At 32.7% G+C, this 15,030-nt stretch carries 17 protein-coding genes, 1 tRNA gene and 1 pseudogene; 8 read left to right on the top strand and 11 right to left on the bottom strand.

The genetic code is table 11. The features are described from left to right. Positions 1–193: 193 nt before the first annotated feature. Positions 194–278, bottom strand: a tRNA-Leu gene (locus tag SJY43_RS06320). 101 nt (positions 279–379) lie between these two features. Here SJY43_RS06320 and SJY43_RS06315 point away from each other — a divergent pair. From SJY43_RS06315 to SJY43_RS06295, 5 genes are all read left to right on the top strand, one after another. Beyond that, a complete protein-coding gene (locus tag SJY43_RS06315) occupies positions 380–1,768 on the top strand; it encodes a dipeptidase (protein WP_396603000.1) in 1,389 nt (462 codons plus the stop codon). 147 nt (positions 1,769–1,915) lie between these two features. Beyond that, positions 1,916–2,773: a DMT family transporter gene (locus SJY43_RS06310; RefSeq protein ID WP_396602999.1), complete on the top strand. Its 858-nt coding sequence runs from the start codon at positions 1,916–1,918 to the stop codon at positions 2,771–2,773. A gap of 77 nt (positions 2,774–2,850) precedes the next feature. After that, the gene (locus tag SJY43_RS06305) at positions 2,851–3,216 is read left to right on the top strand and encodes a BlaI/MecI/CopY family transcriptional regulator (RefSeq protein ID WP_396602998.1); all 366 of its coding nucleotides are present in this window, start codon (positions 2,851–2,853) and stop codon (positions 3,214–3,216) included. Between the two features lie 2 nt (positions 3,217–3,218). Next, positions 3,219–4,976, top strand: a complete 1,758-nt coding sequence (locus SJY43_RS06300) for a M56 family metallopeptidase (protein ID WP_396602997.1) — start codon at positions 3,219–3,221, stop codon at positions 4,974–4,976. Positions 4,977–5,140: 164 nt separating this feature from the next. Continuing rightward, on the top strand, positions 5,141–6,241 hold the full coding sequence (locus SJY43_RS06295; RefSeq protein ID WP_396602996.1) for a DUF4407 domain-containing protein: 1,101 nt from the start codon (positions 5,141–5,143) through the stop codon (positions 6,239–6,241). On the opposite strand, the gene SJY43_RS06290 is transcribed toward SJY43_RS06295, so the two are convergent. Further along, positions 6,242–6,520, bottom strand: a complete 279-nt coding sequence (locus SJY43_RS06290; protein ID WP_396602995.1) for a hypothetical protein — start codon at positions 6,518–6,520, stop codon at positions 6,242–6,244. 297 nt (positions 6,521–6,817) lie between these two features. On the opposite strand from SJY43_RS06290, the gene SJY43_RS06285 reads away from it, so the two are divergent. Beyond that, a complete protein-coding gene (locus tag SJY43_RS06285) occupies positions 6,818–7,249 on the top strand; it encodes a YybH family protein (RefSeq protein ID WP_396602994.1) in 432 nt (143 codons plus the stop codon). A gap of 12 nt (positions 7,250–7,261) precedes the next feature. Here SJY43_RS06285 and SJY43_RS06280 read toward each other — a convergent pair whose 3' ends face one another. From SJY43_RS06280 to SJY43_RS06240, 9 genes and pseudogenes are all read right to left on the bottom strand, one after another. Next, positions 7,262–7,498 carry a DUF1272 domain-containing protein gene (locus SJY43_RS06280; RefSeq protein ID WP_396602993.1) on the bottom strand — a complete coding sequence of 79 codons (237 nt, stop codon included), beginning with the start codon at positions 7,496–7,498 and terminating at the stop codon, positions 7,262–7,264. A gap of 99 nt (positions 7,499–7,597) precedes the next feature. Further along, complete coding sequence (locus tag SJY43_RS06275; protein WP_396602992.1) at positions 7,598–8,176, bottom strand: PhnA domain-containing protein; 579 nt, start codon at positions 8,174–8,176, stop codon at positions 7,598–7,600. 59 nt (positions 8,177–8,235) lie between these two features. Beyond that, positions 8,236–8,601 (bottom strand): MmcQ/YjbR family DNA-binding protein, encoded by a 366-nt coding sequence (locus tag SJY43_RS06270; RefSeq protein ID WP_396602991.1) that lies wholly within the window; start codon positions 8,599–8,601, stop codon positions 8,236–8,238. Next, complete coding sequence (locus tag SJY43_RS06265) at positions 8,598–8,999, bottom strand: GNAT family N-acetyltransferase (protein WP_396602990.1); 402 nt, start codon at positions 8,997–8,999, stop codon at positions 8,598–8,600. Before SJY43_RS06265 ends, SJY43_RS06270 begins: the two co-directional genes overlap by 4 nt. After that, a complete protein-coding gene (locus tag SJY43_RS06260) occupies positions 8,999–9,607 on the bottom strand; it encodes a DUF4230 domain-containing protein (protein WP_396602989.1) in 609 nt (202 codons plus the stop codon). The genes SJY43_RS06265 and SJY43_RS06260 overlap by 1 nt, the downstream gene beginning before the upstream one ends. Beyond that, a pseudogene (locus SJY43_RS06255) lies at positions 9,608–10,356 on the bottom strand (cyclase family protein). Next, positions 10,353–11,528: a radical SAM family heme chaperone HemW gene (gene hemW / locus SJY43_RS06250; protein WP_396602988.1), complete on the bottom strand. Its 1,176-nt coding sequence runs from the start codon at positions 11,526–11,528 to the stop codon at positions 10,353–10,355. The pseudogene SJY43_RS06255 and the gene hemW overlap by 4 nt, the downstream one beginning before the upstream one ends. A gap of 106 nt (positions 11,529–11,634) precedes the next feature. Further along, on the bottom strand, positions 11,635–12,252 hold the full coding sequence (ruvC, locus tag SJY43_RS06245) for a crossover junction endodeoxyribonuclease RuvC (protein WP_396602987.1): 618 nt from the start codon (positions 12,250–12,252) through the stop codon (positions 11,635–11,637). Beyond that, entirely contained in the window at positions 12,252–12,887 is a 636-nt protein-coding gene (locus SJY43_RS06240) for an outer membrane beta-barrel protein (protein WP_396602986.1), read from the bottom strand. Before SJY43_RS06240 ends, ruvC begins: the two co-directional genes overlap by 1 nt. 30 nt (positions 12,888–12,917) lie before the next feature. Between SJY43_RS06240 and SJY43_RS06235 the strand changes: the two genes are divergently transcribed. After that, complete coding sequence (locus tag SJY43_RS06235) at positions 12,918–13,892, top strand: lysylphosphatidylglycerol synthase domain-containing protein (RefSeq protein WP_396602985.1); 975 nt, start codon at positions 12,918–12,920, stop codon at positions 13,890–13,892. After that, a complete protein-coding gene (locus SJY43_RS06230) occupies positions 13,889–15,028 on the top strand; it encodes a glycosyltransferase (RefSeq protein WP_396602984.1) in 1,140 nt (379 codons plus the stop codon). The genes SJY43_RS06235 and SJY43_RS06230 overlap by 4 nt, the downstream gene beginning before the upstream one ends. The last annotated feature ends 2 nt before the right edge of the window (positions 15,029–15,030 follow it).

The following is a 15,030-nucleotide window of genomic DNA, read 5'->3' as shown; positions in this document are numbered from 1 at the left end:
GCTGTATCTCGAATTAATTTAATAACAGGTGTTAATATCTCTGTAACTGAGTCTTTATTTAAATAACATTACTGTATAACAAAAGTAGACTTAAAAGAAAACCTTCATATATCTAATAGAGACTCCATTCGTCTAGCAAAAATTAAGCATAAAAAAAACGCTTCTCGATTAAAAGAAACGTTTTACCTTAACTTGGTGCGGGCGGGGAGACTCGAACTCCCACACCGCGAGGCACTAGATCCTAAGTCTAGCGTGTCTACCAATTCCACCACGCCCGCTAAAGGACTGCAAATATAAACAACATTTTTAAATTGCAAACTTTATAGTATCAAAAAACTTTCTTTTTTATACTTTTGAATTAACTCTTATAAAAACTTACATGAATCAAATTCAATCTTACATTTCAGAAAATAAAGAAAGATTTCTAAACGAATTAATCGAACTTTTAAAAATACCGTCCATAAGTGCCGATTCAGCTTATAAAAATGATGTATTAAAAACAGCAGACGCCATTAAGATTAGTTTAGAAAAAGCAGGCTGTGATACTGTTGAAGTTTGCAAAACAGATGGCTACCCAATTGTTTATGGAGAGAAAATAATCGACAAAAATCTACCAACTATATTAGTTTACGGACACTATGATGTACAACCACCAGATCCAATAAACTTATGGGACTCACCACCTTTTGAGCCTGTAATAAAAAAAACAGACAAACATCCAGATGGTGCTATTTATGCTCGTGGAGCTTGCGACGATAAAGGCCAAATGTATATGCACGTTAAGGCTATGGAGTTTATGACATCCACTAATCAGCTTCCCTGCAATGTCAAATTTATGATTGAAGGCGAAGAAGAAGTTGGCAGCGCAAACCTAGCAACCTTTGTAAAAAACAATCAAGAGAAATTAAAAAACGATGTTATTTTAATTTCAGACACAGGCATGATTGCTAACGATGTGCCATCCATAACAACGGGACTAAGAGGGTTAAGTTATGTTGAAGTAGAAGTTACAGGGCCAAATCGCGATTTACACTCAGGTTTATACGGCGGTGCCGTGGCCAACCCAATAAACGTTTTAACTAAAATGATTGCATCGCTTCATGATGAAAACAATCACATTACCATTCCTGGTTTTTATGATAACGTTGAAGAACTCTCTAAAGCAGAACGCGCAGAAATGGCAAAAGCACCTTTTAACTTAGAAAACTATAAAAAAGCGCTAGACATAAATGCCGTTTACGGAGAAGCAAACTACACCACCAACGAAAGAAACTCCATTAGGCCAACCCTAGATGTTAACGGTATTTGGGGAGGTTATACGGGCGAAGGCGCAAAAACTGTTATTGCAAGTAAAGCCTATGCAAAAATATCTATGCGCTTAGTGCCAAACCAAGATTGGGAAAACATTACGAAACTTTTCAAAACACATTTCGAAAACATCGCTCCAAAAGGCGTTACCGTAAAAGTTACACCACATCACGGCGGGCAAGGCTACGTAACACCTATAGATAGCATTGGCTACCAAGCTGCGAGTAAAGCCTACAAAAATACGTTTGGCAAAACACCAATACCACAACGAAGTGGCGGCAGTATTCCCATTGTTGCACTTTTCGAACAAGAATTAAAAAGCAAAACTATATTAATGGGCTTTGGTCTAGATAGCGATGCCATACATTCGCCAAACGAACATTTCGGAATATGGAATTACCTAAAAGGCATCGAAACCATTCCGTTGTTTTACAAATATTTTACCGAGTTATCTAAATAATATTTTGGGCGTTACTTTTTACTCATACCTACAAGGTTACAAAAACCTTGCAGGATCGCAAAAAGTCGGGCTTTCAGGAGTCGCTCCCTCCTGCGTCGGGGAGCTTCAACAAATCCTTCAATCCCTAACGCAAGTTAGTAACACACTATGAAAAACCAACATAACAATCACCTTTTATTACTCGTTATCGCCACCCTACTCGTTAGTACCTCTGGTGTTCTCGGAAAACACATAGACTTACCAACTCCCGTTATCATTTGGTGCAGAAGTGCATTAGGGGCGCTTTTCCTGTTTATCTTTTGTCGCTATAAAAAGTTAAATCTAAAGATTCAATCAAAAAAAGATGTCCCAACTATTCTTTTGGGCGCTATATTATTAGGCATACATTGGGTAACTTATTTTTACGCGTTAAAATTATCTAACGTTGCCATAGGCATGCTAGCCATGTTTACATTCCCTGTAATTACAGCTTTTTTAGAGCCTCTTTTTACAAAATCTAAATTAAACCCAGTACATATTTTAATGGGACTCATGGTATTAATTGGCATATATATTCTCGCACCAGAACTTAATTTTGAAAATACGCACTTAAAAGGCATTCTAATGGGTATCTTTTCGGCTGTTTGTTACTCAATAAGAAACTTAATTTTAAAGAAGCATGTGCACAAATATGACGGTACCGTACTCATGATGCAACAAGTTTCAATTGTAAGTATATTGCTATTCCCAGTAATGTTCAAAATGGATATTAGCAATATCCAAACTCAAGTACCATACCTGCTCATATTAGGCTTAGTCACTACAGCCATTGGGCACTCTTTATTTATAAGTAGTTTCAAGTATTTCTCCGTGAGCACCGCCAGTATTATTGGAAGTGCTCAACCTATTTTCGGGATAATCATGGCATTTCTATTCTTAAATGAAATCCCGAACTTAAATACGTTTTTTGGAGGCGCTTTAATTATTGCAACCGTAGTTATTGAAAGTATGAGGTCTAGAAAATAGGAAATATCCATCTCTACGTTTGTAGAATACAAATATTTGTTCTACATTTGTAGAAAATATTCTAATCTTGTAGAACAATGCAATTATCTAAAACTGAAGAAGAATTAATGAACCACCTATGGAAGCTCGAAAAAGCATTCATGAAAGATCTACTAGATCTTTACCCAGAACCTAAACCTGCCAACACCACTATTGCAACTTTACTAAAACGTATAACAGACAAAGGTTTTATTGCATACAAACTTTATGGGAAATCTAGAGAATACTATCCTTTGGTAAAAAAGAAAGATTATTTTTCTAAACATGTAAACGGACTGATTAAAAACTTTTTTAATGATAGTGCTTCGCAATTTGCGTCGTTCTTCACAAAAGAAACCAACCTTACCAAAGAAGAGTTGGAGGATCTAAAAAAATTGATTGACAAGGAACTTAAAAACAAATAATCATGTTAGCTATTCTATTAAAATCAGGATTATGTTTGTTCATTTTTTATGGTTTTTACAAACTTGTATTAGAAAATGAAAGTATCCATACATTTAAACGTTTTTACTTATTAGGAGCTTTAATTCTTTCCTTTTCTATCCCTCTAATAACATTTACGCAATATGTTGAAGTCATACCTAGACCACTTCCTGAATTAACCTCAGAGTTATCAAATAATAGTATCGCTCAAATTGGAGTTTCAAAAAAAGAAACCAGTTATTTACCAATTATACTTTGGAGTATATACAGCATTGGTGTTTTAATTTTTAGCTTAAAATTCGTTGTAAACCTTTACCAATTAATTCTGAAAATCAAAAATAACCCTAAAACTAAACGTAATAGTTTTTCCTATGTTTTATTACAAAACAACGTTGTACCACATACTTTTTTCAACTATATATTTTTAAATAAAACTAAGTTCGAAACATATAATATACCCAAAGAAGTTTTACTCCATGAAGAAACACATGCCATCCAAAAACACAGTATAGATGTTGTATTTATTGAATTTTTACAGATTCTATTTTGGTTCAATCCAGTTATCTACTTAATCAAACAAAGCATTAAATTAAACCATGAATTTTTAGCAGATAAAGCGGTATTAATGCAAGGTGCTGATGCTAAAATTTATCAAACTATACTATTACAATTTTCATCAAATACGCAAGATTATCAATTTGCAAGCACCATCAATTATTCATCAATCAAAAAACGATTTACAATTATGAAAACACAAACATCAAAACGAATTACTGTATTAAAAAGCATTATCATTATGCCGTTACTCGCTATTCTAATATATAGTTTTAGTAATGAAGTTACCATTGAAAAAACAAAAAACCTTCAAGAAATTGCCTTTCAAAACATGCAAGCAAATGAAGGTGCGACTGAAAGCATGATGAAAGAATACAACAATTTTATTACAGAATATGAAGCTACCAAAAGAATCTACAAAGATAAGCTTAGAAGAGCGGCAGCTATTTATGATATTATGACTGAAAAGCAACGTGCTTCAGTAACAAAATATCCTGAAACCAGATTGTTACGTTCATATTCGGAAAAAGAATTAAAACACCCTACGCAGGAAGAATTAGATTCTTGGTCACAATCTACGGATTTAACTATTTCAATTGATGCCATGAGAATAAAAAATGTTGATTTAAATAAGTATAAACCTAAAGACTTTGTGCTTTACAGATTAAGCAGGAAACCTCAAACAAGTGATGATGGAAAATCAAAACCCACTAAATGCTTTCTCTATACAGATGAAGGATTTAAACGTATTATTTTAAAACACAATTTTAACGATTACCATAGACTTTTTATTAAATATATGAACGAAATTGATACTTCTGTAAATTCAAAAAGTTCAGATAATTCAGAATTACTCATATTAAAAACACAATTAGATAATCTGTACGCTAATTTCTCAGAAGAAGAAATTAAGGAGTATCATCCTAGAATGGCACCCGCAATACCATCTGGAAATAAAATCGCTAAAACTATAAAAGTTTCAGAAAAAGTTATGGAATACAATGTTCTTGCCAAAAAATACAACAACCCCAACCCAAAAGGTCAAAGGTACCCTCGTGAAGAGATAGACCAATTGTATAAACTCTATAATAATTTAACAGATGAAGAAAAGACTATTGCAAAAGTTTTTCCAAATCTTCCTTATCCTATTCAAAAAAAATATGAACAAAGAAAGCAACAAAAATAAAAGCTATAAAAAATAAAGACACAAAAAAATAAGGTAAATTTAACTATCTCTATGTTTAGACCAGTCAGGTTATAAAACCAGACTGGTCTTTTTTTTATAAAATAATGTAACAAAACACCCGCTTTAACGTTCTAATAGTCAATCAATCAAAAATCAATCACATTATGTTAAAGCGTTTTTTTATAATCTGCTCTGGGGCAGATACCGATATTTTAGAAGATTGTTCCATAGGAGAACAAAACAAGTATGCTGGTATTGGAGCCACCGTTTTCTTTACCGCTGTTATGGCTTTTATTGCCGCGAGTTATGCTCTTTATACTGTTTTCGATAATCTTCACACAGCTATTTTCTTCGGACTTATTTGGGGTTTACTTATTTTTAATCTTGATCGCTATATTGTTTCTACAATTAAAAAAACGGGAAATATTATAGACGAATTGATTCAAGCATCGCCCAGAATTATATTAGCGGTGATTATTGCAGTCGTGATTTCTAAACCTCTTGAACTGAAAATTTTTGAAAAGGAGATTAACCAAGTGCTATTAGAGCAAAAAAACGAATTAACTTTAGCAAATAAGACACAACTTGCTGAGCAGTTTACACCTTCAATCGAAGGATTAAAAAACAATATTCTAACCTTACAACAACAAATTGACACAAAAGAAGCTGAAGTTAACCAATTATATGACACTTATATCTCTGAAGCTGAAGGAACAGCCGGCACTAAACTTTTAGGAAAAGGCCCTGTTTATAAAGAAAAGAGGGAGAAACATGATGCGCTTTTGTCTGAATTACAACAACTAAAAGCTGATAATAAACTAAAAATAGAAGCTATAGAAAACCAAATCGCACAACTAAAAGGTGATTATGATACCCAAGTTGCAACAACACAGCCTATAATCAATAATTTTGATGGATTGATGGCACGAGTAGACGCCCTAGGAAAATTACCATGGCTACCATCGTTTTTTATTTTCTTACTGTTTTTAGCTATAGAAACCTCACCTATTTTCGCGAAGCTATTATCTCCTAAAGGCGCTTACGATTACAAATTAGAAGACCAAGAAACGGCTTTAAAAACAAATGTGCTTCAAAATAAAAACCAGCGTGAAGCGATGTTAAAAACAGATTACGCCATTAACGATCGTATATATAGCGATATAGAAAATGAGGACGAGTTATACACTTACAAGCGCAAAAAAGCGAGGGAACTTATGCAATTGCAGGCAGATGCCTTTTATAAAAAGCAAAAAAACATTCTGTGACTATGCTGCTGCTTCTGTTTTAAAATGATCGTATAGCTCTTTGCATCCAAAACCAACTATAGATAATCTTTTGTTTCTTGCTAAAGCTTCTTCATGAAGTTTAGAAATAGCATCAACACCATGTTTATCCATACTTACAACATCTTGGATACTAATAGTTAGTTTATTAACTTTTTCGAAAATGTTATTAAATTCTTGATTAAATACAGAAACACTTTGCTTGTTAAGAATTCCTTTTACTTTAAAGAAATTGTTGCAATTAGAAATTTGAAAATCCATAATTCATTGATTTTTAAAGGTTAAAATAAACTTGAGGGAAAGCATTATTTTTAAATACATGATAAAAGTAAAAAGTAATGCCATTACTCAACAATTTTTTCGATAAACCCATTTTTCTTTAGATGAAAAAATAATTTATGTTAATTTCATCGACGACTTACTCGTTTTAATTAACCGGTTTTCACTTAATCGAAAAAAACAAAACAGTAATTTAGTTTTTACTATTTTTACTTTCGCTAAAAACTGGTACACGTTTTGCACATAGCGAATAGTATCACATAAACATATTTTAAACACATGAAAAATCTAGTTGTATTACTTTGTATGGTTTGTTTCTTTAACAGCTATTCTCAAAGCAACCAAGAAAACGATATAAAGGCTATTAACAAAGTTTTAAAGCAACAACGCATAGCTTGGTCAAATAACGATTTAGAAGGATACATGGAAGGTTACTGGAAAAGTGATTCCTTAAAATTTTACGGAAGCAATGGTGTAACTTATGGTTGGTACAATACCTTAGATCGTTACCAGAAAGCTTACCCAACTAAAGACCATACTGGTAAATTAAGTTTTAGAATTAACGATATTACTAAAATTAGTGATGGCGCTTATTATGTTTTAGGCGAATACCACATTAAACGAGAAATTGGAAATGCTGATGGTATTTTTATGTTAGTTTTTAAGAATATTAATGGTGCGTGGAAAATTATTGCCGACACATCAACTTAATACCTAATACGTTTATTTATCTACTGGCTTATAAACCACCTTTTTTGAAACGGGATATTTATCTAATAGATGTTCCGGGCGAATAGGACGTTTTTCGAAACCTCCACCACAGTTTGGGCACACATGGTTTAAAATAGTTTTTACACAGGTTGCACAAAACGTACACTCGAAGGTGCAAATCATGGCTTCGGTTGAATTAAACGGAAGTGGTTTGTTACAGTTTTCGCAAGTTGGTCTTATTTCTAGCATGTTGTTTGCGTTAGGGATAGAAATGAAAAGCCCACAGCCTGACGAAGGAAGTGCGAGGACTTGCAATGCATAGCCCGACCTTTAGGTAACGCCCAAATATTATATTTTCTTTACGTAATCTGTAATAATTACGGTTAACGTTGGCCCTACTTTACCCTCTATATATTTATCGTTTTCGCGGTCTAGACGAATATTTCGTACTGCCGTGCCTTGCTTTGCGACCATACTAGAACCTTTTACCTTAAGATCTTTTATTAAAACAACCGAGTCGCCGTGTTGTAAAACAACGCCATTTACGTCTCTGTGTATTAGTTTTTCTGGATCTGGCTCACCTTCGCCAGTTGCTTTTGCAAATTCTAAAATATCTTCTTCTAAATACATCATGTCTAGCAAATCTTGTGGCCAACCTTCGGCTCTTAAACGAGAAAGCATTCTCCAAGCAGCTACTTTTACGGCATCGTGCTCGCTCCACATGCTATCGTTTAAACAACGCCAATGATTTGCATCTGTAGTGTCTGGGTTTTCAATTTGACCAATACAAGTTTTACAAGCTACTAGAGATTTACTTAATGTTTCGTCCTTTTGTGGTAATAGCGTATGTATTTGTAAATGCTCATCGTTTCCGCACAGTTCGCATTTATTATCGGCTCTTTTATATAATTCTCTTTCTAGACTCATGTTCTACATTTTAGTATTGCAATAATACAGCTTAATAGAAGGTTCTACAAGTTTGTGGCTTATTTGCTTAATTGTTCTCTCATTTTTTTAGTCATCCCTTTCACAACCATATTATATGAATGATCTATTAGGTCTTTAATGAGTTGCGGCTGCAATTCGCCTTCGTGAATGTAAAGTGTGTTCCAATGTTTTTTACTCATGTGATACCCTGGACGAATGCTGCTATGTTCGGCACGAAGTTCTTGAGAATAGTCTGGATCTGCTTTTAGGTTTATGGCCGCTTCTCCTGCTTCCCATTTTTTTAATCCTGCAAGTGCAAACATTTTACCTAACACTTTAAAGACAAGCGTATCTTGATCGAAAGGAAAATCTTCGGTGGTTCCTTTTTTAGACAAACAATATTCTCGAATTTGCTCTATATTCATTTTAAAATACGTTCCATTACTTTTTCAGGATTTTTTAAATCTGTGTAGCCGAATTGTTTATACAACCCATGAGCATCTGCTGTTTTAAGCATCCATACTTTACATGTTTTTAACTGGGGCTCTTGATGTATTTCTTGCATTAATGCTTTTGAATACCCTTTACCTCTATGTTCTGGTAAAATAAAGACATCCATTAAATATGCAAAAACAACATAATCTGTTGCAATTCTAGCAAAACCTATTTGTTTTTCGTTTAAATAAACACCAAAACACAAACAGTTTTCTATTGTTTTTGTTACTTCTTGAAGTGTTCTCCCTTTTGCCCAATAAGTCGTGGTTAAGAACTGGTGGATTACATTAATTTGAAGTCGACTTTTATCGGTAGATATAACTATCATTATTCTAGCTTCTTAACTTTACCTGCTTCTATTTCTAGAGCTGAATAATCTAATTTCCAGCCAATAGTCTCCACAATAGTTTCGATAAGCAAAATAGTTTCTAAGGCTTCTTTTTGAGCGACTTGAATAAGTCCGCTTTCTGGTATTTTATCGTTTATATGTTGTTTTGCTTCGTTATGCAAACCTGTTAAATCGTTAGCTTCGAACCTATTAAAATACCCATCGGACTTATCATAATAATTTAAATTAGTTTCGATAGATAGTATTTCTGGCTGCGGAAAATGATTTAGTATTATTTTCTTTTTATAGGTATCGGCCTGTAAATCAATTTTAGATAAATCGTAACCAATATGTGCCTTTGCGTTAATAACAACTAACGCTTTCTTTTTACTAGTAATGAGTTTTAAAAAACGCTCTTTAACGTCTTCGTAATGATAAATCTCTGCAAAATCGCCTTCTACAGTTATAAACTTACACACCTTTTTAATCTTTTCTAAAAGTATTGTAGACTGCGAATTAACCAGTTGCTTTTTTTTAATAGATTTTAAAACGGTAACTACGCCTAGTGTTACTAAAACTCCAATAATGACTGCTAAAAATATTTCCATTTAACTAATAACTTTATATAAAACAGGTTTACTTGGTGTAGCATCATTCTCGAACGGTGCTATTTGTAAATTTAAAAAATACTCACCATCTTCTATCTTATTAGACACATAAATTAATTCGGTAATTGTAGCGTCTAATCGCAGCTTCCCTTTGCTGTTCCAAAACGCATTATGCCCAAGCAATTCGCCGCCATCCTTCTCTTTGTCTATACTTGGCAAATCAATTAGTAAATGTTTTACGCCTTTGCTTACCAAAAACTTTACTGCGTCTTCTTTTAAATATGTCCAGTTTGTATTTGAATATTGCCTTGAATGTTTTTCTCTTGTATTTGGGATGGTTCTTATAACAATTGCGTCTCTTTTTTATTCCCAAGAGCAAATTGCAATTGTTTTTTTGATATAACTTTATCTTCTCCATCATTTTCTGGAGCAACCGTAATAACTTCGGCTAAGAAAAAGAAGGTCTTTAAATTTTGATTTATAGAATGTACTTTTTCTGTTATATGACCAACACATTCTGTATGCGTGCCATGAGCGTGCGGATTAAAATAGATGTTATTAAAATTAATGTCTGCACCTTTGCTTACAGCCGCAGTCCACTCACCTTCTTTTACAGGTTCAATTTTAGGTTCATCAATATACCATGCATTAACATTGTTTTTTGATGATACAAGCGGCATTGAAATATCTAATGGTTTTGAAAAATCTATTTGAAGTTTTCGAGAGTTGTATTGAATTGTTGCAATCAAGATAAGTTAATTTTAAAAAGGTTCGAGGCAATACCATCGCTTAAGAACTTGCCTTTTTTTGTGGTTAATAATTTGTCATCTTCAATATACAATAATTGTTCCTTAATATAAATTTCTGACTGTTGTAAAAGATCGTTTTTATAGTTTTTACCAAATTCATTCTCAATTTTATTTAAAGAAACACCCCAAACCGTTCTTAAACCTGTCATAATATACTCATTAAACTTATCGATTTTTGAAAGTGTTTCAATTTCAATTGGCAGTTTATTGCTTTGAATGGACTTTATGTACTTTGTATTATTAGACACATTCCAACCACGTTGGTCACCGTTGAATGAATGCGCTGAGGGACCAATACCCAAGTACGGTTTACCTAGCCAATAAGCTGAATTATTTTTACTAAAAAAATCGGGCTTGCCAAAGTTAGAAAGCTCGTAATTAATAAACCCTGACACCTCTAATGTTTCAACAAGTATATTAAATTGCTCTTTAGCCAAATCATCATCTACATTTTCAATAATACCTTTTTTAATAAAGCTAGCTAAGGCTGTTTTGGGCTCTACAGTTAATGCATAACAAGAAATGTGAGGCACGTTAAACGATAATGCAGTTTCTATATTTTTAATCCATTCTTCATTAGTTAATCCTGGAATACCGTAAATTAAATCGATAGATATATTATCGAAATGGCGAGTTGCTAAGGACAAACACTCATTAGCTTCTTGAGCATTATGAGCACGATTCATAAGTTTTAAATCACGTTCGTAAAATGATTGTATGCCTATGCTTAAACGGTTAATCGGGCTTTTAGCCAATTCATTGATTACGGTTTCAGACAAATCGTCTGGATTTGCTTCTAGAGTTATTTCTGGATTTTCAACGACTCTAAAGTTTTTATAAACGGTATCAATCAATACATTTAATTCATCTTTGGTTAACAAACTTGGTGTGCCTCCTCCAAAGTAAATAGTTTCTACAGTTTGGTTTTTTAATTCCCCTTGTCTGATTTCTAATTCTTGAACAAGACATTGAATCAATTCATCTTTCTTCTTTAAAGAGGTTGAAAAATGAAAATCGCAATAGTGACAAGCTTGCTTGCAAAACGGTATGTGGATGTAGATGGAAGCAGCAGCCCCTCCTAACCTCCCCGAAGGGGAGGAATTCTTACTCATACTTTTAAGTTTATGTGTTGTCAATTAAATTTATTTGAATTTAGAATTGTATTTTTTCAATGGCCTTTTTTAAAAATAAACCTGTAGTTAAGTAGAAATAATAACTCTATTTTGTCTTATTTCGTAAATCCACAATAGGATTATTCTTTATTCCCCCTTTGGGGGTTAGGGGGCTTTTGCTTGTTCTATGACTATTCTGCTTCACAAAAGCATCCCAACCAGAATAACTCTTTCCCACTTCAATTCTTCCTGAGTTATAAAAATGACAAACTGCAGCCGCCAACCCATCAGTAGAATCTAGATTTTTGGGTAGGGTTTTTAATCCTAGTAAACTTTGAAGCATTTTTGCAACTTGTTCTTTACTAGCGTTTCCATTTCCAGTAATAGCCATTTTAATCTTCTTTGGGAGGTATTCTGTAATTGGTATCTCTCTACTTAAACCAGCTGCCATAGCAACGCCTTGCGCTCTACCAAGTTTTAACATACTCTGCACGTTTTTTCCAAAAAAGGGTGCCTCAATGGCAATTTCGTCTGGATTGTGTGTATCTATAAGCTCAATAGTCCGCTCAAAAATAAGTTTCAGTTTTAGATAATGATCGCTGTATTTTTTTAAATCCAATTCGTTTAATTGCACAAACTGCATGGTTTTACCAACCACTTTTATAATACCAAAACCCATAATAGTAGTACCTGGATCTATTCCTAAAATTATTCTTTCCTTCATTAATCTCCACAATAATAGCAACCACTTAGCGAAATAGATGCGCCAAATGTTATGGTTAATAAATCTCCTTTAAACGACCCAAAACCATTGGAAATAGGATTGAAATCTTTAGCAAAGCCTTTTATATATGAGGTATCTACATAAACAGATAACTTATCTGAAACCCCGTAATGCAATTCGATACCTGCCATAGCATTTAAGTACGACATTTTATTATCACCATAATTACCTAAAGGTTTTATTATTGAAAAACCCGGACCTACATGAATAAAAGCCCCCATTCTATTTGAAAAACTAGTAATAATAGATGCATCATAAACCAATTGTAAATTTATTCTGGAATAGTTCACTTTAAACTCCGGAGTGCCGTCTAAATTCGAAAAACGATTATAACCAAAATCTAATTTAGCTCCTAATTGCTTTTTAAGCATGTATTGCAATCCTAGATTTATAGTCGGGAAATTAGTGGAATTGGCTTCAAAATCGTCTACAAATCCATTTGACGGACTATTAACTCCCAAAGCAAATTGAGCTTTAAATGTACTCGTATCGCCTTGAGAAAAACTAGACAAAACACAGAAAAAAACAACCAATGTAAACCAAAAACGGGTATTCACTTTAAAACTTGAGGCCATATGGTAATATTAATTTAATTTGCAACTCGAATGCATAACGTGCTGCCATACAAAACTAAACAATTCTTTTTTGTGCTTATTAAATTAAGCATAGTAGTTGGTGCTTTTTATTTTATCTACAATAAACTGGTTAACAATAGCGCTTTGAGTTTTTCTGATTTTATAGGTTTTTCATTAAAAAACAATGTTTTTTCGCCAAAAAACATCGTTTTTTTACTTTTTTTAAGCATTTTTAATTGGTTTTTCGAGATTTTAAAATGGCAAAATTTGGTGAATTTTATCAAAAAAATCACATTTAAAGATGCTGCAGAGCAAAGTTTAGGATCATTAACAGCTTCGTTATTTACACCAAATAGAATTGGCGAATACGGTGCCAAAGCCATCTATTATTTTTCTAATCTTAGAAAACGTATTATGTTGATTAATTTATTAAGTAACATTTTACAAATGGGTGTTACAACAATTTTAGGCGTTATTGGCTTTTACTTTTTTATTTTAAAATACAACCCAGATTTAAATTATTACAAACTAGCAAAAATTTTAGTTTTTGTAGTTATAGCAATTGCATTCTTTGCATTTGGAATTACTCATAAAAGATTTAATATAAAAGGGTTATCATTTAGAAAGACAAAACGTTTTGTAATTCAATATCCAAAAAATAAATTAATAATAGGTTTTCTAATTTCGGTAATACGCTATGCTATTTTTTCATGTCAATTTTATTTTTTACTACATATTTTTCAAGTTGACATGAGTTATTTTAGTGCCATGATTATTATTGCGTCTATGTATTTATTAGCGTCAATTGCACCAACTATTTTTATTTTCGATGTGGTTATAAAAGGAAGTGTAGCTGTCTATTTATTCTCGTTCGAAGGAATAAACGAATTGATTATTCTTTCTATCATTACAATCATGTGGCTACTTAATTTTGTGATTCCGAGCTTGATTGGGAGTTATTATGTTCTTAATTTCAACCTTCCAAAAACTCAAGAACAACTATGATTTTATTAGGGCTACTTATAACACTAATTTACCTAGCATTGATTGGTAGTTTCATTTTTGGATTTAATAAAACCACCACATTTAAGTTAGAAGATATTCCTGCTAGAACAAAATTTTCAATTCTCATCCCTTTTAGAAATGAAGCTGAAAATTTACCAGATTTATTAAAATCAATTGAAAACCTTAACTACCCAAAACATCTTTATGAAATTATTTTTGTTGATGATGATTCGAATGATAATTCTACAGAAATTATTCAAAAACTTTTAAAATCAAGACCCTTCGACTGCGCAAAGGGCGACATTGAGATTATTTCAAACATCAGAAAAACGAATTCGCCAAAAAAAGATGCCATTACCTCAGCAATAAAAAAAGCTAAAAACGATTGGATAATTACTACAGATGCGGATTGTAAACTACCAAAATTTTGGTTAGATAGCTTCGACGAATTCATACAAAAAAACAATACAGTTTGTATTGCAGCTCCTGTAACTTATAGCAATAACAACACCTTTTTAAATCGATTTCAAACACTAGATATTTTGAGTTTGCAAGGTGCTACAATTGGCGGTTTCAGACTCAAAAAACCTTTTTTATGCAACGGTGCAAATTTGTGTTATAAAAAATCAATATTTATTGAGGTAAATGGGTTTGATGGCAACACAAATATTGCAAGCGGAGATGATATTTTTCTACTTGAAAAAGTTAGCAAAACATATCCTAAGCAATTACACTACCTAAAATGCGAAAAAGCTATCGTTGTAACAAAATCGCAATACACTTGGAAAAATCTAATATCACAACGTATTCGTTGGGCGGCCAAAACAAGCGCCTATAATAATTGGTTTGGTAAGCTAACAGGACTGGTAGTTTTATTAATGAATGCCATAATTATTATTGGGCTAGCCCTATCAATTGTTGGTGTTATGAAATTTAAAACTTTATTTTACATAACATTTATAAAGTTTAATATAGACTTCTTTTTAATCTATAAATCAGCCTTATTTTTTAACCAAAAACCTGTATTAAAAAGTTACATTTTAGGGTTTATTGTATATCCCGTCTTTAGTGTTTATGTAGCGTGTATTTCTATGTTTTCTGGTTACAAATGGAAAGGACGCCAGTTTAAGAAATAATT

This window comes from Algibacter sp. R77976 (assembly GCF_044594645.1).
Lineage (GTDB): Bacteria > Bacteroidota > Bacteroidia > Flavobacteriales > Flavobacteriaceae > Algibacter_B.
The sequence above is the reverse complement of the archived record's forward strand: the minus strand, read 5'-3'. Positions and strand labels throughout refer to the sequence as shown.

Coding starts and splice junctions, on each gene's coding strand:
- SJY43_RS06270 (WP_396602991.1), bottom strand. CDS start 8,601: ATGAATATAGAGCAAATTCGAGAATATTGTTTGTCTAAAAAAGGAACC.
- SJY43_RS06280 (WP_396602993.1), bottom strand. CDS start 7,498: ATGCTAGAAATAAGACCAACTTGCGAAAACTGTAACAAACCACTTCCG.
- SJY43_RS06240 (WP_396602986.1), bottom strand. CDS start 12,887: ATGGCCTCAAGTTTTAAAGTGAATACCCGTTTTTGGTTTACATTGGTT.
- SJY43_RS06295 (WP_396602996.1), top strand. CDS start 5,141: ATGTTAAAGCGTTTTTTTATAATCTGCTCTGGGGCAGATACCGATATT.
- SJY43_RS06290 (WP_396602995.1), bottom strand. CDS start 6,520: ATGGATTTTCAAATTTCTAATTGCAACAATTTCTTTAAAGTAAAAGGA.
- SJY43_RS06285 (WP_396602994.1), top strand. CDS start 6,818: ATGAAAAATCTAGTTGTATTACTTTGTATGGTTTGTTTCTTTAACAGC.
- SJY43_RS06310 (WP_396602999.1), top strand. CDS start 1,916: ATGAAAAACCAACATAACAATCACCTTTTATTACTCGTTATCGCCACC.
- SJY43_RS06265 (WP_396602990.1), bottom strand. CDS start 8,999: ATGATAGTTATATCTACCGATAAAAGTCGACTTCAAATTAATGTAATC.
- SJY43_RS06235 (WP_396602985.1), top strand. CDS start 12,918: ATGCATAACGTGCTGCCATACAAAACTAAACAATTCTTTTTTGTGCTT.
- SJY43_RS06230 (WP_396602984.1), top strand. CDS start 13,889: ATGATTTTATTAGGGCTACTTATAACACTAATTTACCTAGCATTGATT.
- SJY43_RS06260 (WP_396602989.1), bottom strand. CDS start 9,607: ATGGAAATATTTTTAGCAGTCATTATTGGAGTTTTAGTAACACTAGGC.
- SJY43_RS06315 (WP_396603000.1), top strand. CDS start 380: ATGAATCAAATTCAATCTTACATTTCAGAAAATAAAGAAAGATTTCTA.
- SJY43_RS06305 (WP_396602998.1), top strand. CDS start 2,851: ATGCAATTATCTAAAACTGAAGAAGAATTAATGAACCACCTATGGAAG.
- SJY43_RS06275 (WP_396602992.1), bottom strand. CDS start 8,176: ATGAGTCTAGAAAGAGAATTATATAAAAGAGCCGATAATAAATGCGAA.
- ruvC (WP_396602987.1), bottom strand. CDS start 12,252: ATGAAGGAAAGAATAATTTTAGGAATAGATCCAGGTACTACTATTATG.
- hemW (WP_396602988.1), bottom strand. CDS start 11,528: ATGAGTAAGAATTCCTCCCCTTCGGGGAGGTTAGGAGGGGCTGCTGCT.
- SJY43_RS06300 (WP_396602997.1), top strand. CDS start 3,219: ATGTTAGCTATTCTATTAAAATCAGGATTATGTTTGTTCATTTTTTAT.